This is a genomic window from Falcatimonas sp. MSJ-15 (assembly GCF_018918265.1).
GTDB lineage: Bacteria > Bacillota > Clostridia > Lachnospirales > Lachnospiraceae > Falcatimonas.
In genome coordinates this window covers 170,778-193,208 of the sequence record NZ_JAHLQC010000007.1, presented here as the reverse complement: position 1 = coordinate 193,208, position 22,431 = coordinate 170,778, and the positions used below count along the sequence as shown (strand labels likewise).

Annotated in this window: 17 protein-coding genes; 1 reads left to right on the top strand and 16 read right to left on the bottom strand. The window is 32.5% G+C overall.

The annotated features are described in order from the left end of the window. Positions 1–245 precede the first annotated feature (245 nt). The 3 genes from KQI85_RS07520 to KQI85_RS07510 all read right to left on the bottom strand — a co-directional run bounded on the left by KQI85_RS07520 (position 246) and on the right by KQI85_RS07510 (position 3,311). A complete protein-coding gene (locus KQI85_RS07520) occupies positions 246–761 on the bottom strand; it encodes a cysteine hydrolase family protein (protein ID WP_216575471.1) in 516 nt (171 codons plus the stop codon). Positions 762–801: 40 nt separating this feature from the next. After that, entirely contained in the window at positions 802–2,382 is a 1,581-nt protein-coding gene (locus KQI85_RS07515) for a glucose-6-phosphate isomerase (RefSeq protein ID WP_216575470.1), read from the bottom strand. A 140-nt stretch (positions 2,383–2,522) separates the two neighbouring features. Then, positions 2,523–3,311, bottom strand: coding sequence for an AAC(3) family N-acetyltransferase (locus tag KQI85_RS07510; protein WP_216575469.1), 789 nt, complete (start codon positions 3,309–3,311; stop codon positions 2,523–2,525). A 319-nt stretch (positions 3,312–3,630) separates the two neighbouring features. On the opposite strand from KQI85_RS07510, the gene KQI85_RS07505 reads away from it, so the two are divergent. Further along, a complete protein-coding gene (locus tag KQI85_RS07505; RefSeq protein WP_216575468.1) occupies positions 3,631–5,073 on the top strand; it encodes a phosphatidylserine/phosphatidylglycerophosphate/cardiolipin synthase family protein in 1,443 nt (480 codons plus the stop codon). Positions 5,074–5,455: 382 nt separating this feature from the next. Here the strand turns inward: KQI85_RS07505 and KQI85_RS07500 are convergent, their stop codons facing one another. The 13 genes from KQI85_RS07500 to KQI85_RS07440 all read right to left on the bottom strand — a co-directional run bounded on the left by KQI85_RS07500 (position 5,456) and on the right by KQI85_RS07440 (position 22,197). After that, positions 5,456–6,544 (bottom strand): HAMP domain-containing sensor histidine kinase, encoded by a 1,089-nt coding sequence (locus tag KQI85_RS07500; protein ID WP_216575467.1) that lies wholly within the window; start codon positions 6,542–6,544, stop codon positions 5,456–5,458. Further along, positions 6,537–7,205, bottom strand: coding sequence for a response regulator transcription factor (locus KQI85_RS07495; protein ID WP_216575466.1), 669 nt, complete (start codon positions 7,203–7,205; stop codon positions 6,537–6,539). Before KQI85_RS07495 ends, KQI85_RS07500 begins: the two co-directional genes overlap by 8 nt. A gap of 11 nt (positions 7,206–7,216) precedes the next feature. Next, positions 7,217–9,343 carry an FtsX-like permease family protein gene (locus tag KQI85_RS07490; protein WP_371820564.1) on the bottom strand — a complete coding sequence of 709 codons (2,127 nt, stop codon included), beginning with the start codon at positions 9,341–9,343 and terminating at the stop codon, positions 7,217–7,219. Beyond that, positions 9,285–10,061 (bottom strand): ABC transporter ATP-binding protein, encoded by a 777-nt coding sequence (locus KQI85_RS07485; RefSeq protein WP_216575465.1) that lies wholly within the window; start codon positions 10,059–10,061, stop codon positions 9,285–9,287. Before KQI85_RS07485 ends, KQI85_RS07490 begins: the two co-directional genes overlap by 59 nt. Positions 10,062–10,367: 306 nt before the next feature. Next, complete coding sequence (locus KQI85_RS07480) at positions 10,368–11,195, bottom strand: HAD family hydrolase (protein WP_216575464.1); 828 nt, start codon at positions 11,193–11,195, stop codon at positions 10,368–10,370. A gap of 284 nt (positions 11,196–11,479) precedes the next feature. Next, a complete protein-coding gene (locus KQI85_RS07475) occupies positions 11,480–12,298 on the bottom strand; it encodes a Cof-type HAD-IIB family hydrolase (protein ID WP_216575463.1) in 819 nt (272 codons plus the stop codon). Positions 12,299–12,627: 329 nt separating this feature from the next. After that, positions 12,628–13,089, bottom strand: a complete 462-nt coding sequence (locus tag KQI85_RS07470) for a family 1 glycosylhydrolase (protein ID WP_256448198.1) — start codon at positions 13,087–13,089, stop codon at positions 12,628–12,630. Between the two features lie 41 nt (positions 13,090–13,130). Beyond that, entirely contained in the window at positions 13,131–14,138 is a 1,008-nt protein-coding gene (locus KQI85_RS07465; protein ID WP_216575461.1) for an ATPase P, read from the bottom strand. 214 nt (positions 14,139–14,352) lie between these two features. Next, positions 14,353–15,813 carry a carbon starvation protein A gene (locus KQI85_RS07460; RefSeq protein WP_216575460.1) on the bottom strand — a complete coding sequence of 487 codons (1,461 nt, stop codon included), beginning with the start codon at positions 15,811–15,813 and terminating at the stop codon, positions 14,353–14,355. Positions 15,814–16,280: 467 nt separating this feature from the next. Further along, a complete protein-coding gene (locus KQI85_RS07455; protein WP_216575459.1) occupies positions 16,281–17,876 on the bottom strand; it encodes a potassium/proton antiporter in 1,596 nt (531 codons plus the stop codon). Positions 17,877–17,978: 102 nt separating this feature from the next. Further along, entirely contained in the window at positions 17,979–19,583 is a 1,605-nt protein-coding gene (pckA, locus tag KQI85_RS07450; RefSeq protein ID WP_216575458.1) for a phosphoenolpyruvate carboxykinase (ATP), read from the bottom strand. Positions 19,584–20,096: 513 nt separating this feature from the next. Then, complete coding sequence (locus KQI85_RS07445) at positions 20,097–20,852, bottom strand: GTP pyrophosphokinase family protein (protein ID WP_216575457.1); 756 nt, start codon at positions 20,850–20,852, stop codon at positions 20,097–20,099. A gap of 532 nt (positions 20,853–21,384) precedes the next feature. After that, positions 21,385–22,197 carry a C39 family peptidase gene (locus KQI85_RS07440; RefSeq protein WP_216575456.1) on the bottom strand — a complete coding sequence of 271 codons (813 nt, stop codon included), beginning with the start codon at positions 22,195–22,197 and terminating at the stop codon, positions 21,385–21,387. Between the last annotated feature and the right edge of the window lie 234 nt (positions 22,198–22,431).

Sequence of the window (22,431 nt, the reverse complement as noted above, 5' to 3'; positions counted from 1 at the left end):
CCGTAACTTTGAGAATTTTAGAAATAGAATTTTGCTATCAACGACTTAGTTATATTAAAGAAACCTGATGCTTATGCACCAGGTTTCCAATATGGGATTTTACCCCCGCTCTTGACAAAGAGCCTAAAAACAAAATTCCTGTTAGTTAAACATACTATATCTTAATATGTTCTTATCTAACAGGAATTCTATTAATATTATCAATATCTAATTATATTATATTCTTATGATATGCTTTCTAATAATTATTGCACTTCTACCTGACATACTTTCATAGCTTCAAGTGCTCTTATATGACTCTCTGGTGTCACACCTGCACAACATCTGCTATCAACAATTATCTTAACTTCCGGAAGATATGCCTTGATAACCATAGCATTAGATATAACACAGATATCTGTACATAATCCTATAAGTGTTATACTCTCTATATCTTCTGTCTGTGAAAGCTCATATATCTTCTTACCAAGTTCTATACTTCCAAATGTTGGTTTATCTATTGGCTCTTCCTTAATAAGTTCTGCAATCTCTTCTCTTATCTGCCAGCCATCTGTTCCCCTTATACAGTGCTTAACCGGCAGATTGCGTCCTTCCTGCGTATCAAGATAATTCTCCTCATGTGTATCTCTTGTTGCAAGTACAGTCCCTTCAAAATTCTTAATCTTATCAACTACTGCCTGAACAATAGCTACTGCTTCTTTTGTTCCAAGTGAACCATCGATAAAATCATTCTGCATATCAATAACTACTAAAATATTCATACTATTACTCCCCTCATATCATAATATATTGGTTTCAATATTATATATTTAAAAGATCACTATATACTTTTAATGCTCCGTCTGTCTCATGTACAAGTACACGTTTTGCAAGTACTTTACCAAGCTGTACGCCTTCCTGGTCAAAGCTATTTACATTCCATAAGAATCCCTGGAACATAACTTTATTCTCAAAATGTGCTAATAATGCACCGAGTGATTCTGGATTAACCTGCTCTCCGATGATGATACTTGATGGACGGCCACCTTTAAAGTTCTTATTCTTATTCTCATCAGCTTTACCACATGCAAATGCTACAATCTGTGCTGCTACATTAGCACAAAGTTTCTGCTGGCTTGTACTATCCTGAATTACTACATCTGTTCCAATCTGGCTGTTCTTATATCCAATGAACTGAAGAGGTACAATATCTGTTCCCTGATGAAGTAACTGATAGAATGAATGCTGTCCATTAGTTCCTGGTTCTCCAAATATAATAGGTCCTGTAACATAATCAACTGGTTCTCCAAAACGGTTAACTGATTTACCATTAGATTCCATATCAAGCTGCTGAAGATGAGCTGGGAAACGGCTTAAAGCCTGTGAATATGGTAATACTGCTGTTGCTGGATATCCAAGTACATTACGTTCATATACACCAATTAATGCATCAAGCATTGATGGGTTATTTAATACATCTTCATTTAATGCGAGTTTGTCTTCTTCTGCTGCGCCTTTTAAGAATTCAGCAAATACTTCTGGTCCGAATGCAAGTGATAATACTGCACCACCAACTGCTGATGTTGATGAGAAACGGCCACCAATATAATCATCCATGAAGAATGCTGCAAGATAATCATCACTCTTAGCAAGTGGTGATGTCTCACTTGTAACTGCTATCATGTGTTTTGAAGGATCTAATCCGGCTTTCTTTAATGCATCTTTTACAAATGATTCATTAGTAAGTGTCTCAAGTGTTGTACCTGATTTAGATACAAGAATGAAGATTGAATGTGCTACATCTACTGAATTAAGTACAGCTGCTGCATCATCAGGATCTACATTACTGATGAATTTAGCTTCCATCTTAAATGTATTATTCTTCTTAGCCCAGTTTTCAAGTGCAAGATACATTGCACGAGGACCAAGGTCACTACCACCGATACCAATCTGTACAACAGTTGTAAACTTTTCTCCTGCTGCATTAGTAATCTCACCATTGTGTACTTTATTAGCAAAATCTGCAATTCTCTCCTGCTGTTCTACATAAAAACTACGTTTATCTGTATTATCTGCTTCTACAGCATTACCAAGCTGTCCTCTTGTAAGCTGGTGAAGTACAAGACGTTTTTCACCTGTATTAACAACTTCGCCATTATAGAGTGCTTCAAATTTCTCTGAAAGCTGTGCTTCTTTTGCTAACTTTACAAGTGCTTCAAGAACTTTATCATTAACCTGTTTAGCTGCATAATTATATGTCATATCTCCAGCCATCTTTACGCTGTAATTCTTAACACGCTCTGCTCCTTCTTCACCTGACATTACTTTTGTAAGATCAACTTTTTCTACATTTAAAAGTTCTTTAAATGAAGCAAGGGTATCTAAATTGTTCCAATTAACCATGGTTAACTCCTCCTAATTCTCTTCTTTTAAAAGTTTGTTTATTTTTTATCAACCTTTTTGATTATACTATTATTCTCTGCTAAGTTCAAGTATTTAAGCCACTGTTTTTTAATAATATTGCTAATTCTTTATTATTCTTGCTATGCGTTTTTCCATCTGTCAGCATCTATACTCTTAGCTGTAACTATACATTCAGGATCCGGTGCTATTACATGCCTTACTGTCTCAAATATACGCTTGGCATCACAAAGTATACTGTCTGCATTACCAAACTTAACTTTTATAGCAGCATTACAGTCATAAAAAGCCTCTTCTAACTTCACAAAATCTTCTGATATATGTGGCTGATTCTTATTATAGTGTTTTCTAACCCACGCATCCTTCTTGCTTCCATCCGGCATCACTATCTTAAGGTGCATAGGCTTATCTGAGAGCCTGTTTGGAACATTTAACACTTCCTCAACACTATGAATAAAAGTATTTCTCTCATGTCCTACTCCAATTAGAAGTATCTTACCACCACACTCTCTTAATCGGTCATAACAGCCATGTGGTGTACATGGAGTATTATTATTCTCTTCACCTTTTAGATATTCCTCAGCACCTTTTCCCCATCCAGCCATACTATGTGTAGGATGAAGTGAACGTATAACTTCTTCACGTCTCATGAACATATTAGTTAGAAGCCCAACGCACGAAGGCTCGACATCAGGGTTATATACCGGATTATCTTCATTAATGTTCTTCCATGTATGTGTTGGCAACAGTAAAAGTCCATCTTTAAAAAATTCCATAAGTGCGTCAAGCACAGTATCTGCTCCACCTAAAGTCTCACCAATAGCTTTCATTGATGAATGAATCAATATAGTCTCTTCTCCGGTAAGTCCCATATTAATAAGATCCTTGATAAGGCTTTCTTTTGTATTCATATTTTCCTCGCTTTCTTTAACAGTTTTTAGCTAGATAATTGTATAATCATATTTTTTCATATAAAACATATAAAACAATATGTAATTATCCTGCATAATTATCTTAACTTTTAATATTTTTTTAATAGCTTTTTATCTCATTATATCATACAATGCTTCTTGTAGCATATTGTATATGTTGTAATATTTATATATCTGTTATTCTACTTATTACAATTATTGACATATATTACCTTGATATGTATGAGAATATCCGGATATTCATTACACATTAGATTATTTTTTTGCATAGATTAATATTTACAGGAGGCTTATAATAATGACAAAATTTTTATCTATATTATTAAGATTCATTAAGTCCCATAAAGGGATTATAATAGCACTTTTAATAATCAGCTATGTACTTGCTGCATGTCTTCCTTATATACAACAAGGCAAAGCTTCTAAAGCTACTATAAATTCTTTTTCAATAGCTGATTATTATAGCGATAATACTTCTTGTGACAGAGCCTGCATACTCTTTTCTAATGAAGATGCTCTTACTGAGCGATTGCGTCTTATTAACAATGCAAAAGATGAGATTATATTGTCATCTTTTGATTTTCATGCTGACAAAAGTGGAAAATTAGTTCTTGCTTCACTTATAGATGCTGCTAATCGAGGTGTTAAAGTTAATGTGCTGATTGATGGTGTATCATATTTTACCAACTCCAAAAATAGAGCATATTTTACTGCACTTGGCTCAATGGATAATGCAACTATCAAAATCTACAATCCGCTTAATGCATTAAAACCACATAAAGGGATGGCTAGAATGCATGACAAATATCTTATAGCAGATAATTCCTGCTATATACTTGGTGGACGTAATACTTATGATTATTTTCTTGGTGAAGGCAATGGATATAAGAATTATGACTGGGATGTTCTTGTATATAATTCTACTGACAGTAACAATTCTTCCATCTACCAGATTAGAGAATATTATAAAAGTGTATGGAATCTAAAAGATTGTAAAATAAAATGTAATTCAACTGATGTCTTTAACAAATCTAAAGTTGAAAAAGCCCGCAAAGAATTAGATACATTATATTCAAATAGTATTAATAATAACGAAGACTGGTATAATGCTATTGATTATAATTCCATAACTTACAAGACTAATAATATAAAACTTCTCTCTAATCCTATTAATTCTTCTGTCAAAGAGCCTGTGCTATTCTATAATATGACTGAATTAATGCTTGAAGCTGATGGTGATATTAACTTTCATACGCCATATATAATAGCTAATAATTATATGACTAGCAGACTTAAGATGATATGTGATTCAGATAAAGACGTAACTATGATGACTAATTCAGTTGCTAATAATGGTAATCCCTTTGGAGCAGCCGATTATAAAGCACATAAAAATAATCTTCTTAAAACCGGTGTCCACATTCTCGAATATGATAGTGGTGTATCATATCATGGCAAATGTTTTACAATAGGTGACAGACTAACCGGTGTAGGTTCATTTAACTGGGATATGAGAAGTGCTTATCTTGATACAGAACTTATGCTAGTAATTGACAGTAATGAACTTAACACTTCTATGCAGACATATATGGCTACATACGAAGCAGATGCGCTTAGTGTTAATTCTGATGGCAGTTATGAACTTAGAGATAATCAGACTCCTTCAACTTTATCCGGCAAAAGAAAACAAAGAATTAATCTGATATCTCCATTTATTGACTTGTTAAGATATCTTATGTAATATAGATGATTATATATAATTCTAATATAATTTTAATTATAAAATTTAATCAAAAAGATTAGTTATAATCAACTTAATTGAGAATATATACTTTAATCAAAAAGATTAGTTATAATCAGCTTAATTGAAAATATATACTTTAATCAAAAAGATTAGTTATAATCAGCTTAATTGAGAATATATACTTTAATCAAAAAGATTAGTTATAATTAGCTTAATTGAGAATATATACTTTAATCCAAGAATAGTAATTATGATTAACTTAATATAAACTAGTACATAAAGATTATTAAATCACAAAAATATAAACAGTCAGGCTATATATACTTTTATCCACATATTATGTATATATACCTGACTGTTTTATTTATTCTATCAAACTTTAAAGTGGTTTTAAAGTTTTAATTACCGGAATCGCTATTTTCATCTCAAATCCATGTTGCCACTTAGAAGTTACATCTATATCTATATTAAGATCATCACTTATCTTCTTTACAATATATAGTCCCATTCCGGTAGCATGTTTTCTGGCATTGCCACTATTTCCCGTAAAGCCTTTTTCAAATATGAATGGCAGTTCTGTTTCTTTCACTCCAATTCCATTATCTTTAATCTCAATAATGTCAACCAGATTCATATCTTTCTTATCGATGATATTAGTATCATTCTTATCATTCTTTGGCATATTTTTTCTAAATGTTATAGATATCTCCGGTATCACGTCACTGTCTTTCGCATATTTTACAGAATTAGATATAGCCTGACTTATTATATATTTTATACCTCGCTTATCTGTAAAAACTGTACCATCACTTATATTAGTCTTTACAATAACTCCCTTTTCATCAAGCATAGCTGTACTATCTTCAATTATCTCATCTATACAATCTTTTATATCAACATTTTCAAAAAAATAATCTTTTCTACCACAGTTTATCTTAGAACATAACATCATCTGCTCAACATATTCTTTTATCTGTTTTCTTATATAATCAAGCTTATCTGTTATCTGACCCGGAAGTTTATCCGAATGATTATCAATTATCATAGTAAGAAGTGCGAGAGGAATCTTAATCTCATGTGCCCAGTTCTCTACATATTCCTCATAGTCTGTTTTTTTTGCATTAAGCTCTTTATTCTCATAATCTTTTCGCTTTATCATGTCTATCATCGCAGATATAGCATCCTTATCAGCTTCACTACACAGATATAGAAGCCTTTCTTCACTCTTATCATCCAGATTGTCAATATATTCCATAAAAACTTTTTTTCTTCGAAGCTCTCTCTTTATAATAAAAAACATTATAAAAAGCATTATTATAAATACAGTAAGATACATACTACACGCAATCAATAAAAACTTCTTAGAATCTGTAATCCACAGATACAGCGTAAATATCAATGTATATATTACGATTACAACAGGTATCGCACTGTATTTTCTAATTATCTTAAATATCTCTCTAATCATCTCTCATCACATATCCTTTACCTGCCACTGCTTCTATTCTCTGTTTCATATTAAGATTCTTAAGATTCTTACGAAGCCTTACAATATTGACCTGAAGTGCATTCTCATCTATATATTCAGTTGTCCCCCAGATTGCCATGCTAAGTTCTTCCTTAGTAACAATATTATCTGAATGCAGCAGGAATACTTCAAGCATCTTACCTTGATTCTTTGGAAGTATGACAGAATTACCGTCTATATATAATGTATAAGTATTTCTATCAAGAAGTATTCCTTCTCCTTCAAGCATATTGTTACGCCCTTCATATCTCTTTAACACATTAGCAATTCTTGCGAGAATCCTCTCTTTTCTGCATGGCTTTGTAAGATATTCATCTGCACCAAGATTAAGTGCCTTAAGTTCATCTGACATCTCATCTCTAGAAGTTAATACAAGAACCGGCACAGAACTTTTATGTTTTATATCTCTGCATATCTCAAAACCACTTGCATTAGGAAGATTAATATCTAACATTATAAGATCTGCATCTTTAGCAAGAATCTGTTCACTTACATTCACAAAGTCTGTAATAGCATACGCATCATACTCTGCATCTATAAGCATCTGTATCATCTCTTCCCTTATATATGTCTCATCTTCAACAAGAATTATCTTCTTCAATGTCTACACTCCTATTCCTCACGTTCTAGTGTCATAAGTGAGAGAATATAACTCTCTCCTGCTTTTCTAACTACTATTATATAGATTAATTCTATCACACACATGACAAGAATCATAGCCAAAGATATTATCATAAGAGACAGTGTATCTTCCGCAGTTCTGCCACTTAATATTCCTGTGAATAATGCTCTGACTCCAAATATGCTATTTATAGCTGCCATAATTACTGGAATTCCAAAATACCAATTAATCTGCTTGTCTGCCGAATAACATAATGCTTCGTATGATGCTCCTATCTTAATAAGTGTCTGATATCGCCTTCCTGTTTTTCTAAGATTAGTAAGGAACTGTACACCTATTATCGTATTGGCTACTATAATGAATACTATCGCAAGATATATAGTTATATAACTTGCAGCAACTCTATAAAATAATGTTCTTCCCATATTCTGAAGATAGCTCTCATATACAAGCCCACTTCCATTAAGTTCTTCATTTGCATCCATAACAGTTCTTATAAGGCTCTTTTCTTTTTTTAAAGATGATGAAAGAGTTGCATTAGTATATATCTCTGTCTCTCCTAGTGTCATCTCTTCAAATACTCTATCATTAACTATAAGTGCAAAAGATAATGTAATTGAACGATCCACGACTATATTATCAGCATATAATCTGCCTGTTAATACAAATGGCTCACCATCAATCGATACTTCAGGCCTCTTAGCTATAATCCCATTAAGTATCTCTCTTGTATTCTCATTATTAAAACCTCTTCCGATATACATACATACTTCATTATCTTTAAGAGATAACTCTTCTTCTCCTTTTAGCTTAAGAAGTTCATTATATCCTGACTGCGATATAAGATATGGATATGATGTATATGAAAAATTATTAAGAAGTATATCTATATCTTCTCTTTTAGTATTATTAGCAGTCTTGCTAATAGCATTAAGTTCATCTATAACAGTTGGCATAAGATATGCATTATCATAATCTTCACTTTTTCTGATATAACCAATCTCAATATCGAATATTGTATCAAAAAGTCTGGCATAATCGCTATTCTCGAGAGTTTCTCTTATATTATCTGCTTCATCATTCTGATATGCAGCAAAAGTATAATCAATTATATGCTCATCTATAGTTCCATAATATTTGGCTATCGCTATACCACTTCCAAAACAACAAAGTCCGGCAAGCATAAGAATTGAACTTATAGCAAGTGAAGCTGATTTTTGAATTACTGCTTCTTCTAACTGTCTAAAAGTAAATGTGTGAAGAGTCTGTTTTCTTCTATTCTTCTTAGCTATTGTATTCATCAATGATCTAAGTCCATAGAATATACATATTATTCCTACAAATCCTGCCATATATGTTAATAACATATTTCTTACATTGTACCATGACAGACCTCTTATAGCCATAACATAAGCATATCCAAGCATTATCATACCAAAGATAAAACTTAATATATATACTATACGATTATGCTGTTTTTTGCTTCCTGCAGGTCTTGGATTAAGAAGCTCTCCTATCTGTCTGTGAATGACTTTACCACTAAGAATTGCAAATGCCATAAATTTGATAATAACGAATCCTATTATTGTAAATATTATAGCTTCTAACGATATGCTAAAACTATGTTCAACTATCCCTATTCCTACCATCTTAACTGTAACAAGACTTATTATCTCTGCTAATGCAATTCCTATTGGAATTCCCGTTATAAGTGCAAAAAATGTATTTCTGACATCTTCAAACAAAAGAAGCATAAATAATCTGTATCTTCTCATTCCCATCATAAGATATACACCAAACTCATGACTTCTGCGCTCTATCTGATACCTGCTTGCAAAATATACAAGGAAAAATAATATAAATAATGTCATTCCATAAAATAATGGTATCATCATCATAAGTTTGTTAACTGCATCGCTCTCCATCTTCTTAAGGAATATCATAACATCCTGATGTGAAAGTGATAATATCAGATAAAATGCTACTATTGATATAACAAGTGTTGAAAAAAGGAGTCCATTTTCTTTTCTGTCTCTTTTACTATTTTTAGATACCAAATCAAAGAACATTGTTACTTCCTCCTCCCAGTCTTGCCATAACATTAAGTATTCTCTCATAGAACTGTTCTCTTGTCTCTTCAGGATAATCTCTTCTTAATTCATGGAATATCTTGCCGTCCTGAATAAACAATATTCTCTGGCAATAACTCGCTGCATTCGAATCATGTGTTACCATAAGAATCGTTGAACGTTCATCTCTATTAAGTCCTTCAAGCTTTGCCATAAGCTGTCTTGCGTTCTTAGAATCAAGTGCGCCTGTTGGTTCATCTGCAAGAACTATCTCCGGCTTTAATATAAGTGCTCTTGCCGCTGCTATTCTCTGTTTCTGTCCACCAGACATCTGAGTTGGGAACTTATCAAGCACTTGTTCTATCTCAAGATATGAAGCGAGTTTTAACAGTCTTTCTTCACTTTCTTTTTCTGATACATTATGCATTGAGAGTGGAAGCATTATATTCTCTCTTCCTGTAAGATTATCCAAAAGTTCAAAATTCTGAAACAGATATCCTATTACATTGCCTCTGTAAGAAGCTAATTCTCTGCCATTCATCTTACTTATCTCTTTACCTTTTAACAATATTCTTCCTTGTGTTGGTTTTATAACTGTGGCTATACAGTTAAGAAGAGTGGATTTACCTGAACCACTGCTTCCCATTATTCCAAGGAATTCACCCTGAATAACCTGAAAGGATATGCCATCAAGTGCTTTTGTCTCACTGTCAGCCTTTCCATAATATTTTTTTAAAGAATCAATCTGTAATATGTTGTCTTTCATATATTATTCCCCTTTTTATATATAATTGATTAATAATTGTATACCAACATTTTTTTATTAAAATATGTTGTAATATATAATTATCTGTTCTTCAATTATAATAACATCTCATATTCAGATTGAACACTTACATCTGTTGTAAGGTTAGTAATTAATATTAAGATGCAATAAGTATATATTGATATTAATGATATGATATTTTATATCTCATTATATTAGTAGCCATCCTAAACTTCACTAATAAATTAACTTAGATTATCAATTATATAAATTTTGGATTATCAGTTATATAAGTTAATTTATTAATTATATAAGTTTCAAGTATACAAATGCATTTTTAAGTCCATTCGCATTAATATCATCTGTGATATAATCTGCTATCTTCTTAATCTCTTCTCCGCCATTACCCATAGCAACACCTACATTACAATATTCAAGCATTGATATATCAATTTTGGCATCTCCGAATGCTATTGTATCTTCTACTGTCATATTAACATGTTTAAGTAATGCTTCTATCGCTGACGCTTTTGTTATATTCTTTAACCCGATATCTCCAAAAAGTGCTGTCTCATTAACACCACCCCATGTTCCATTCTGCATATCAGGAAACTGTTTGCTTGTCCTGATATAGTCATCATAAGACTTTAGAACATAACTTATTTTATTAATATCATCTCTGTATAGTTCACCACCATATATCATATCAGGATATGCTTCTTTTACAGTCATATCTCCTTTTCTTCCTTTACGTCTGCTATACTCAGCTATTGCTTTTTTTGCTCCTTCTTCAAATCCACTGCTTGCATACAGACCTGAATTACTCTCAAGATAAAAATCAAGATTATTATCATTAAGCCAATCTACTATTCTTATTGCCTGTTCTTTAGTAATATGCCTATGCATTATGACTTCGCCATTATCTTCAACATAACTGCCATTACCACCAATCATTCCATCAATTCCAATATTCCAGATATCATCATATACTTCTGCTTTACTTCTTCCGGTGCATATGTATACTCTATGTCCATTCTCTCTTGCCTGTCTTATAGCATCAACCGCCGACTGTGGAATTCTTCCTTCATAATCTACCAGTGTTCCATCTACATCTAAGAATATAATCTTACTCATAACGATTCGACCTCTCTTTTCTATCATTCATGTGTTACGTTATCATTTTATTCACCAACATTAAAAACAATCTATCTTTCTGAATATTTTTCATCTATCATTCTGCATATTTTCATCTAACCTTTGCATATTTAAATAATCTTTAAATATTTAAACACTCACTAATAATCCATATATTCGCTAAGTATTTAAACACTCTTTAAATATTTATATTTTCCAGATGCTTAACACCTACTGACTTACGATATACTTATATTCCAATGAGCAAATATGCTTTTATTATGTTAGATTAGCCCAAAATGTTTAAGTGCTGATTCAATTCCATGGTCTAGTATATCTTTTGTGACATAGTCTGCTTTTTTCTTAAGTTCATCTATGCCATTCCCCATTACAATGCCGGTATTAACATATTCTATCATCTCAAAATCATTCGGACCATCTCCAAATGCCATCGTATCTTCTATACTTCCACCATAATATTCAAGTACTTTTTCTATTCCCAATGCCTTATTAATACCATAAGTACTTATCTCGCCACTATATATATCCATTGAATCATAACTCATTCTTACAACTTCTATATTCTTGCAAAATATTGATTTTAACTCATCTACTGTATGTGTACTCTCATTGTATATTATTTTTTCAACCTTATCTATATTGTCTTCTATTGTTATTTCTTTATCTTCACCATTAAATATCGATTCAAGATTCTTCTCTGACATTCCACGTCTTTTAAACAGATCTAAGAATTTGATACGGCTGTCTTCTTCTCTTAATGAATGTTCCTTAGTCTGACAGCAGAACATTGTTCCCTCTTTATGAAATTCATCAATAACAGCCATAACATCTTCTTTTGGCATATAATGATGATATACTTCCTTACCATCACATTCTACATAAGCCCCTGAAGCCGCAACCATTCCGTCAAATGTAACTCTATTAAGTTCCTTTTGCATCTGGCATACACTTCTTCCTGTACATAAGAATATCTTATGCCCTGCTTCTCTCACTGCATTAAGTGCGTTAATAGTTGACTCTGGAATCTCCCCTCTAAAATCAATTAATGTTCCATCAATATCAAAAAATATATATTTTTTCATCTTATTCTCCTTATATCTTATCTATTTTCCTTTAGTTAACAATCAAACTATTGTATATCTGCCTATACAACAAATCTTAGCTAATATCCTTACTAATATGTCTATTAAATCATCTTCCTTCATTAATGTAAAGGATATTGTGTCACGAAAGTGTTGATATAAGACGATATTGTGCGTCTTCCTATACAAATATAAAGATGTTACTTTGAATTATTAAAACAATTTTAGTAATACAACAACCTGACAATCTGACTATATTAAAAGCAGTTATCTTTGCAATAATATAGTCGAACTGCCAGGCGTTCTCTATACTTCAATATATTTATGTATTAATAATTCTGTATTATTTCATTTATCTTTAGTATATACTTCGCAACTTTTCCTTCTCTAAGTGTTTTCTCATCGTCAGGTTCCATCTTAATATCTATTCCTTTTTCTTCCCAATATCTCTTTGCAAAATATGGATATGCACCACGAACCTGAACATCTGCACAATACCAGTTATTAATCTGCATATTCTTCTGATTAGCTATAATATCATCCGGATTACACGTATATGCGTATAATGTAGCCATAATACTCATATTACCCATCTTAAACTGTGGATACTTATCATGAGCAAGTTTTACAACTTTTGCACTGGCTACAAGTTTCTCAAATACATCTGTATGCTTTTTTGATAATGAGAATATCTTCTCTATCTTATCTTTATCAATAATATCTCCTGACTTCTTTTGAAATCCAATTCCCTTACCCATAATAACAACTTCTATACCACTATCATTATACATGTCATGTATACAAATTATACTCTCTTTATATGAACTATACTCTATTCATAATCACGAATCAAAAACATTGGTTTTATAGCCATTATCTCATCATATTCTTCTTGTTCGACTGAAACACTTGAATTAAGAGCTCTAAGATCCTCCTTAAGTACATTAAGTGCCCCTGTAATATTCTCTGCTCTTCCTTCTTCTATTATGTCTATCATTCTCTTAAGTACCACAGGATGTGCATAATGTGCCGGAAGTGGGAATTCAGGATATCTCTCTATGTATCTTTGCATACTTGAAACTGCTTTTTCAAGATTCTTCTCTATATATTGTCTATTATTTCTAGCTGTTGGAAGTACATTCGCACTTGAGAATAAGAATATCGCTGCTAGACCAAACAGTAGAAAATACATTGCAAATCCCGCATGTGTCATAACCGCATATATTCCATATATACTTGATACAACACCCATAAGTGTTATGAATAAAGCAACCCATTTATATGCAGGATTACTTCTTTCATATACTCTTTTTTTCTTTGCACTTGCACTAAGTTCAATACTAAGTTCCTCATTTGTAGTGAGATAATTCATAGATTTCCTAAGTACACTTATATTATCAAGTGCTTCCTTTGTAAGATTTTTCACTTTCTTAAGTCTCTTTGCTTCTTCTTTTTCTCTAAGTCTTTTCTCTGCTTCTTCACTATGTGTCTTTATCTCAGGATGATTCTTTCTTACATACGCAAGCATTGAATCAACATTTTCTTCTATTTTAAAATTGCATTGTTTTTCTTCGCCATTATCATACTCTACTACAAGATATGGAATTGTCGCAAATATACCTTTTCCACTAAATCCACCTTTGCTCATTGCTATTCTCTTATATATTCTCTTTACGGATTCTAAAGGTATATAATACATTCTATCTATATAAAAGCTATTAAGATATACTGCCTTTTCACCTACTGCACATGGTCCAAACTTCTTACTATTCTTCTTATCTTCCTTAAGTTCATTACTCTCTAAAGTCTTATTGCTAAGACATCTTGGTGCTAATATCATAACTGCCGCCTCCCTGTTACATTCCTATTCAAGCAATAAATACGAACTGCAGACTTATCTATTCACATATTCAATACTCGAATATGTATCTACACTTGTCTGATTCTTATATATGCAGAATGACAATATAATAATATCATCATCCTGCATATTACTTCTTAATTTTCTTTGTGAACTACCCATCACCTAAAGGTAGTGGGTTTTACGCTCTAGCTTATAAATTTTCTTTTTTAGTCTGGTTTTTAGTCTGTTTTTTGGTTGCATACATAAATATTCCAAAGAATACTGCTGCAAGAATTATACCTGCAGGATATGCAACTTTAGTTCCAAGGTTAAGACATTCTTTTGCATAGAAGAAATATGTCATTGATACTGCACTCATAAATGTTGCAGGAACTGCTGTGATCCAGTAATTCTTCTTCTCTTTGAATAAGAACATGCTTGCTGTCCATAATACTATCATAGCAAGTGTCTGGTTAGTCCAGCTAAAATATCTCCATACAATTGTATAATCAAGATGTCCTACAAATGCACCAACTGCAAGAAGTGGAACACATAATAATAATCTCTTTGTAAACTTCGCCTGATCAATCTTGAACCAGTCTGCAAGAACAAGTCTTGCACTTCTAAATGCTGTATCACCTGATGTGATAGGACATACAATAACACCAATCATAGCAAGTGCTACACCGATACCACCCATTGTCTTAGAACATACATCATAGATTGCTGCTGACTGTCCATTAGCAAGTATCTCACTAAGTCCTGTGCTTAATCCATCAGTTACTTTGTAGATAGAACATCCTGCTGCTGCCCATATAAGTGCAATAACACCTTCTGATACCATTGCACCATAGAATACAAAATGTCCCTGTCTCTCTGACTTCATACAACGTGCCATAAGAGGTGACTGTGTTGCATGGAATCCTGATATAGCACCACATGCAACTGTAATGAACATAACGCTCCATATTGGTGTGCCTGAAGGATGCATATTAGTAAAATTATTCCATATCTCTGGTATCTGATATTCTGAATGAGTAAAGATACCTATTGCAACGCCGATTGCCATTATTATAAGACAGATACCAAATAATGGATAGATACGTCCGATTATCTTATCAATTGATATGAATGTTGCAATAAAATAATATGCAAGAATAATCCATAACCAAAATTCTGTATTTGTAACTATACCTGTTACATTACCATTCTTAAATAATGTAACTATAAGTCCTGCAGGTCCTACTGCAAATACAGTACCAACCATTACAAGCAATACTACACTGAATACTCGCATAACATTCTTCATGAATCCACCCAGATATATACCACAGACTTCAGAGATTGATGCTCCATCATTACGTTCTGAAAGCATACCTGAGAAATAGTCATGTACACCACCTGCAAATATTGTACCAAATGTTATCCATAAGAATACTATTGGTCCCCAAAGTGCGCCCTGCATTGCACCAAATATTGGTCCAAGGCCTGCAATATTAAGTAGCTGTACAAGAAAAAGTTTCCATTGTGGCATAACGACATAATCAACGCCATCATTAATCTTGACAGCAGGAGTTTCTCTGTCATCTGGTGCAAATGTATTATCTACAATCTTACCATATACAAAGTATCCACCTATTAGTAAACATAAACATAAGAAAAAACTAATCATAGTTTCCCCCTCCTTATTTTAAGTTTTTTTAACAGTACTGTTTTTATAATCTAATTATAGTCTTGTTTCATATCTGTTTTCAACCTGAAAAAACTTTTATTGTGTAGATTTTTTCAATGTTTTTTTGTATCTTTTTAACAAAGTTTATTTATTTTTTATTTTGCTATTATATATTTTTATTATTGTCCGATAAATCATTTGAATATTACAAAGTGCGCAGATATTGTAATATTCTAATACCACTACTCCCAAAACACGCATTTTTAATCATGTTTGTTTTTATGTTATTACTTAACTTTTTTATTAAGCAGATAGAGACTTATGACCTCTATCTGGAATATCTCCTTTCTTTTATTTTAGTTATTTAGGTGTTTCGCAAATACCGAATTTGTGTAATACAATAAGGCGAGAGTTGCTAATCCAACTTTCGCCTTATTGCTGTTTACTATTGTTTTTTAATTTATTTTCTAATTTATCTTGCTATATATAAGAATATCTCCACCTTTTATAGTCGTATTTCCTTTTGGAATTATGTTAGAGCCATCCATTCTCTTTATAATAACAATGAATCTGTTATCGTCTTCATTAGCAAGTTCCTGTATCTTCTTACCCACTCTTATATCATCTAATCCAATTCTCTCCTCATTCAATACAGTTTTTATATTACCTTTGTATGATTTTGCACTAAGTACCAGAATATCTCCTTCTTCTATTACAACATCACTTCTTGGCATAAGTGTATCATTACCACGCTCAATGAGAATTATAAGCATATTTTTAATTCTTAATTCATTAATTCTCTTTCCTATATATTTATGTCCAGGTTCCATATTCATCTGTATAAGTCTTATATCATCATCTGCATTATAATCATTAAATGTCTTCATTACATCCTGTTCTTCATCAACCATATCAAGAATATGTGCAACTTTTGGAAGCAGAAGTCCCTGAAATGCTACTGATATAAGTGCTACACAGAATACTATATTAAATACATCTATCTTCGAATATACAGGACTAACTGTTACCATTATTGCAAATACTATAGAAGCCGCACCTCTAAGTCCTGAAAATGCAATAAGCACTTGCTGCCTAAACTCTGCCTTAAACGGTGTCATTATCAGAAAAACTGCTAATGGCCTTGCTATAAAAGTAAGTCCGACAAATACTAATAAAGCTGTTCCTGCCATTGGTATAAGTCTTGACGGATATACAAGAAGACCTAATAAAAAGAATATAAGTATCTGTGCAAGCTGATTAATCTCATCAAAGAAATGAACCATTGTAATCTTATTATCAAAATTCTTATTACCTATATACAGCCCAAACAAATATACGCTAAGATAACCATTGCCGCCAAGTAATGACGGTGCTGCATAAGAGAACAGTACCATCGCTATCATTAGAATTGTATCACTGCCTTCTATTTCAAAGTCTATATTTTTAAGTGATTTATAAGCTATATAACCACTGCCAAGTCCGAATATTATTCCAAACACTACTTGTTTAAATAGCATAATAGCAATATTATTAACATTATCCGACATTATTCCAAGTATAATCATAGTCAGCATATATGCCGCCGGATCATTACTACCACTTTCAAGTTCAAGCAATGAAGCTGTTTTATTTTTCAAATTTAATTGTTTCGATCTTAGAATTGAGAATACAGATGCCGCATCTGTAGACGCTACAACAGAGCCAAGTAAAAGTCCTTCCATTACTTTCATCTTAAGAACAACTATACAGAACACACCAGTTAATACTGCAGTTAGAAGCACACCAAGTGTTGCAAGACATACAGCCGGTGCAAGAACCGGTTTTGCCGTTTTAAAATTCGTACCAAATCCACCGTAGAACATTATAAATATAAGTGCCGCAGAGCATATCATCTCTGTCTGATTAAAATTATCAAAAGGTATCTTCAATATACCTTCACTACCAAATATCATTCCTATTGCCATGAATACCAATACTGCCGGTATCCCAATCTTTGTTGTAAATCTGTTTGTAAATATGCAAAGTGCTATTACGACTGCACATAGTAATAGGATTATCTCCAATAAAATTCCCCCTTTTTACAAAAAACCGCCGGCATACGCAATGTCGACGGTTTTTTTATATAATACTATATATTACAATTTTTTATAACAGCTAATAATTGCTTATTTCTGTGGACCTGCTGAAACTAATGCTTTACCAGCTTCATTACCTTCGTATTTAGCGAAGTTCTTAACAAATCTGTCAGCTAAGTCTTTTGCTTTTACTTCCCATTCTGAAGCATCTGCATATGTATCACGAGGATCAAGGATTGCTGGATCTACACCTGGAAGTTCTGTTGGTACTTCAAAGTTGAAGTATGGAATCTTCTTAGTTGGAGCATTCTTGATATCTCCATTAAGGATTGCATCAATGATACCACGAGTATCTTTGATTGAGATTCTCTTTCCTGTTCCGTTCCATCCTGTATTAACAAGATATGCTTTAGCACCGCTCTTTTCCATCTTCTTAACAAGTTCTTCAGCGTATTTTGTTGGATGTAATTCAAGGAATGCCTGTCCAAAGCATGCTGAGAATGTAGGTGTTGGTTCTGTAATACCACGTTCTGTACCAGCAAGTTTAGCTGTGAATCCTGAAAGGAAGTAGTACTGTGTCTGTTCTGGTGTAAGAATAGATACAGGTGGAAGTACACCAAATGCATCTGCTGATAAGAAGATTACGTTCTTAGCAGCTGGAGCTGATGATATTGGACGTACAATATTCTCAATATGGTTGATTGGATATGATACACGAGTATTCTCTGTTACACTCTTATCAGCGAAATCAATCTTACCACTCTCATCAAGTGTAACATTCTCTAATAATGCATTACGTTTGATTGCATTGTAGATATCTGGTTCTGATTCTTTATCAAGGTTGATAACTTTAGCATAACATCCACCTTCAAAGTTGAATACACCATTGTCATCCCAGCCATGTTCGTCATCACCGATAAGAAGACGTTTTGGATCTGTTGAAAGTGTTGTCTTACCTGTTCCTGAAAGACCAAAGAATATAGCTGTGTTTTCACCATTCTTATCTGTATTAGCTGAACAGTGCATTGAAGCTATTCCCTGTAATGGAAGATAGTAGTTCATCATTGAGAACATACCTTTCTTCATCTCTCCGCCGTACCATGTATTAATAATTACCTGTTCATGGCTTGTGATGTTGAATGCAACACATGTCTCTGAATTAAGACCTAATTCTTTGTAGTTTTCAACTTTAGCTTTTGAAGCATTATATACAACGAAGTTTGGTTCGAATTCTTTTAATTCTTCTTCTGTTGGCTGGATAAACATATTCTTTACGAAATGTGCCTGCCAAGCTACTTCAACGATGAAACGAACTGCCATACGAGTATCTTTGTTAGCACCGCAGAATGCATCTACTACAAAAAGTCTCTTGTTTGAAAGTTCTTTTTTAGCAATTTCTTTAACAGCTGACCATGTATCTTCTGTCATTGGATGGTTATCATTTTTATATTCATCTGATGTCCACCATACTGTATCTTTTGAATTCTCATCAACTACAATATATTTGTCCTTAGGTGAACGTCCTGTATATACACCAGTCATAACGTTAACTGCACCAAGTTCACTAACTTTACCAACTTCGTAACCTTCAAGTCCAGCCTTTGTTTCCTCTTCAAATAAAAGTTCATAAGAAGGGTTGTATACAATTTCTGTTGTTCCAGTAATGCCATACTTACTTAAATCAATTTTGCTCATATTCTATTGACCTCTCTTCTTTAATATTTATCACAGCGTCTGGTACACTGTAAAATGAATACTCTGTTCATATCAGAAGCACTCTGTATCCTATTATATATCTTTGTACAATTAATCGTTATATATTTAACTATTATATACTTAACTATATATAGAAGGGTATCTATTTTACAGTGTATCAACCCGCTTATTCACTATAGATATTCATATCCATAAAACTTTATAATGCTCTAACCAACATTATTTTGTAATATTGATTTCACTTGTGAATAATCATGTCTATAAGGTTTTATCTCACATAATACTATCCATATTATATATACTGTATCTTAAAAGCATACTATAACTTTTACACTTTAAAAAGTAAATACTCTGTCGTAAGCTTTCCATACAATATCAAGATACCAAAAAAACAAGCTCACGTCTAGTGTTTTTTTTATAAATATGCAAAAAATAATTGTATCATATTTCTCGGTTTTTTAAAAAATCTGAAAAATTGTATTATATTTATACTTATTCATCAGTCACCGAAAACTGTTCTGCCAGTTTCTGCATCTTGGCATCTGCCTCTGCCATAAGTCTTGAACAATCTAAAAGTTCTTCCTGCATAGCTGGAGTGAACTTTCTGTCTTTCTTGTACCTTAACTGATGCTCAGTGCTTGCCCAGAAATTCATCGCAATAGTTCTTAACTGAATCTCTACCGGAACCTGACTCTTATGATCCGAGAAATATACATCAACCATAATTATGAGATGAAGACTTCTATATCCATTAGGTTTTGGGTTCTTAATATAGTCTTTTATCTCTAATACTTCAACATCATGCTGATTGACAAGTATATTCGCAACATAATACACATCTGATATAAATGGGCATACAACTCTTACGCCAGCTATATCATGTAATTCTTTTACCATATAGTTCATAGTAAGTGGGAGCCCTTTTCTCTTCATCTTATTAGTAATACTCTCAAGCGATTTTACTCTGCTTGATATATTATCTATCGGATTACGGTCATTACAGAACTTAAACTCATTGACAAGTATCTGTAACTTAGCTATAACCTGATTAATTCCTGATTCGTAGAAGAACATTATCTGCTGATATTTTGCTGACACATCCTGAAAATCTACTGTCGAAGGAAGATATATCTCTTCCTTAGTTTCATCAAGAATTATCTCTATGTAATCATCGCTTTCTTTTCTCTCTTCTTCATCATCATCTTCTTCAAGACTGTTTTCTATCTGATTAATTATGCTCTTCTTCATGTTATTACCTCTTTTCTGTAATTAATTCTAAGCCCTTACTTGTAGAATTATAACATATATGATGGCAATTTTTGTGATTTTATTATGAATAATTCTTTTTTAATAAAAAATTTTCTGAAAATTAATTTTTTATTCTATTCACAATTTTATAGTATCTATATCCGTAGGCATAGTTATATTATGGAGCTTTTTATCTGAATTTTGTTGCTGTCGGATATGCGATGCTCCTTGCATGTACTAATAATACCGAGAAAAGAGAACTTGAATATCTTAATCTGTTTAAAGATAAAATAAACCAGGATAATCTTCATTTTTTAATACACTAACAAAATAGCATCATAAGAAACATACTCCTGTTTTCTTATGATGCTATCTATCATTTAATACCTAATTACAATAATTACTGTGACTTTCACTGTATCTAGAATGTAAGAGTCTGCTCATCTCTGCTTATATATCTTATACACCACAATACAAATGCAAGCACAATATCACCTCCTCGGCATAATAAATCAGGTAATTACGGCTTTTATTATTTTTTCACTGAATACGCCCATATATTCTTAATCTGTTCCTTAAGTTCGTCATAACTCCACTTCTTCTCACTTTTTATCCTGCTATTAGGATCATTAAGTGTATACATATCTTCATCATCAACATCTGTTATTACTATAAAGTGTCCATCATCTGTAAAATCTCCCGGACCCATTATACATATAATAGGATTACCATCTCTAAGTTCCTGATCTATTGAATTCTTCCACAGTGGAAGTTCTTTAACTTCAAGACCTAACTTCTGTGCTCCATATGTCATAAGTTCCCATTTAGAAGATCCATCTGCATAAAAACCATTCTCATAGCTAAAATCAGCGATATATTTTGGATTATACTTAGTATCACCTGTAAGTCCTACAACTACCATAGACAGACATGTAGGTCCACAGCCCTCAAGTGCCATTATCCCGTCACCATAAGTCTGATAGCCCCATCTCTTATCCCATTGTATGAATAGAGGAATCTCACCTTTCTTATAGTCTTGTGATATATCAATATCTCCCATATATATCTCCCTGTCAGGATATGATTCAACGAACTCTTTAACTTCAGGATTACGCTCAAGCAGTTCACTAAGCTCACTTGGAATCTCAGCAGTGATAAGATCTCCTGCTACTTCTTCTGATACCTTCTCTGCATCATCCATGTTAGACGTTATATCTGCTGCAATCGCTTCATCAGGCTTCTTATTCTTATCATATACATTAATCCCTAAGAATATAATTGCTATTATCAGTATGCATACCAACGAAACCATTGAACCATAATATCTTCTCTCATCTCTTGTCATATCCAATACCCCTTCTCGTATTTTTATCTACACATATAAGCACATCTGCATCAATATGTTCATGTACTCTGATTATATTAATATCATAACATTTTATATTAATAATATTACCAGAATTTTAACTAAATTTCCATATAAATTTCAGAGTTGTTTATAACATTTTCACAATATTACTTGCTTTCTATATCGGCACTAATTTCAGTTTTTACAGTAATATTTATGATTTTATTATGC

Coding starts and splice junctions, on each gene's coding strand:
- pckA (WP_216575458.1), bottom strand. CDS start 19,583: ATGAGCAAAATTGATTTAAGTAAGTATGGCATTACTGGAACAACAGAA.
- KQI85_RS07520 (WP_216575471.1), bottom strand. CDS start 761: ATGAATATTTTAGTAGTTATTGATATGCAGAATGATTTTATCGATGGT.
- KQI85_RS07500 (WP_216575467.1), bottom strand. CDS start 6,544: ATGATTAGAGAGATATTTAAGATAATTAGAAAATACAGTGCGATACCT.
- KQI85_RS07460 (WP_216575460.1), bottom strand. CDS start 15,813: ATGATTAGTTTTTTCTTATGTTTATGTTTACTAATAGGTGGATACTTT.
- KQI85_RS07490 (WP_371820564.1), bottom strand. CDS start 9,343: ATGAGAGAATACTTAATGTTATGGCAAGACTGGGAGGAGGAAGTAACA.
- KQI85_RS07445 (WP_216575457.1), bottom strand. CDS start 20,852: ATGAAGAAGAGCATAATTAATCAGATAGAAAACAGTCTTGAAGAAGAT.
- KQI85_RS07480 (WP_216575464.1), bottom strand. CDS start 11,195: ATGAGTAAGATTATATTCTTAGATGTAGATGGAACACTGGTAGATTAT.
- KQI85_RS07470 (WP_256448198.1), bottom strand. CDS start 13,089: ATGTATAATGATAGTGGTATAGAAGTTGTTATTATGGGTAAGGGAATT.
- KQI85_RS07515 (WP_216575470.1), bottom strand. CDS start 2,382: ATGGTTAATTGGAACAATTTAGATACCCTTGCTTCATTTAAAGAACTT.
- KQI85_RS07475 (WP_216575463.1), bottom strand. CDS start 12,298: ATGAAAAAATATATATTTTTTGATATTGATGGAACATTAATTGATTTT.
- KQI85_RS07510 (WP_216575469.1), bottom strand. CDS start 3,311: ATGAATACAAAAGAAAGCCTTATCAAGGATCTTATTAATATGGGACTT.
- KQI85_RS07505 (WP_216575468.1), top strand. CDS start 3,631: ATGACAAAATTTTTATCTATATTATTAAGATTCATTAAGTCCCATAAA.
- KQI85_RS07440 (WP_216575456.1), bottom strand. CDS start 22,197: ATGACAAGAGATGAGAGAAGATATTATGGTTCAATGGTTTCGTTGGTA.
- KQI85_RS07465 (WP_216575461.1), bottom strand. CDS start 14,138: ATGATATTAGCACCAAGATGTCTTAGCAATAAGACTTTAGAGAGTAAT.
- KQI85_RS07485 (WP_216575465.1), bottom strand. CDS start 10,061: ATGAAAGACAACATATTACAGATTGATTCTTTAAAAAAATATTATGGA.